The organism is Vibrio sp. 811, assembly GCF_033339195.1.
In genome coordinates this window covers 1-542 of sequence record NZ_JAWOUB010000839.1, presented here as the reverse complement: position 1 = coordinate 542, position 542 = coordinate 1, and the positions used below count along the sequence as shown (strand labels likewise).

Sequence of the window (542 nt, the reverse complement as noted above, 5' to 3'; positions counted from 1 at the left end):
AACAGTAAGTTCACTTGGCCTGAGCGTCCGCCGACAATTAGGTCCGTTCCTGAAATGGTGTTCGCAAAGCTGTCTTTTGCTTGAGTGCGGATACGTTCTACGCCAAGCAGCAAGATTACCGATATTGCTACCGTCATGATCGTCAACACCGCTGTCGCTTTGCGGTTCATCAAGCTTTTCCAAGCGAGTTTGATTACAGCACTCACGCTAGCACCTCCATGTTGCTGCCTTGGTTTATTTCTGGCAGATTAATGGTGCGATCGAACAAGCTTTCCAGAGTTGGATCATGGCTGACAAAGATTAATGTCGCGTTGGCTTGATTAGCCTGTTCCATCAGCAGCTCGATGAACGCCATGCGATTATCATGATCGAGTGCAGATGTCGGCTCGTCAGCAATGACTAACGCAGGATGCCCTATCAGCGCACGAGCTGCAGCCACTCGCTGTTGTTGTCCAATACTCAGCTCCGACACTGGGCGAGAGTGTAAATTTGTCGGTAAATGAAGCCGCTCCAACAAGGTTTTCGCTTGTGATAAAAGCTCT

1 protein-coding gene and 1 pseudogene are annotated in these 542 nt (G+C 49.3%); both read right to left on the bottom strand.

What is annotated here, in order from left to right:
- Window positions 1-206 (bottom strand): annotated as a pseudogene (locus R7Q46_RS29690) (ABC transporter permease); the annotation flags it as partial.
- On the bottom strand, window positions 203-542 hold a 340-nt coding region (locus R7Q46_RS29685; RefSeq protein WP_318078655.1), incomplete at its 5' end, for an ATP-binding cassette domain-containing protein. The pseudogene R7Q46_RS29690 and the gene R7Q46_RS29685, both read right to left, overlap by 4 nt.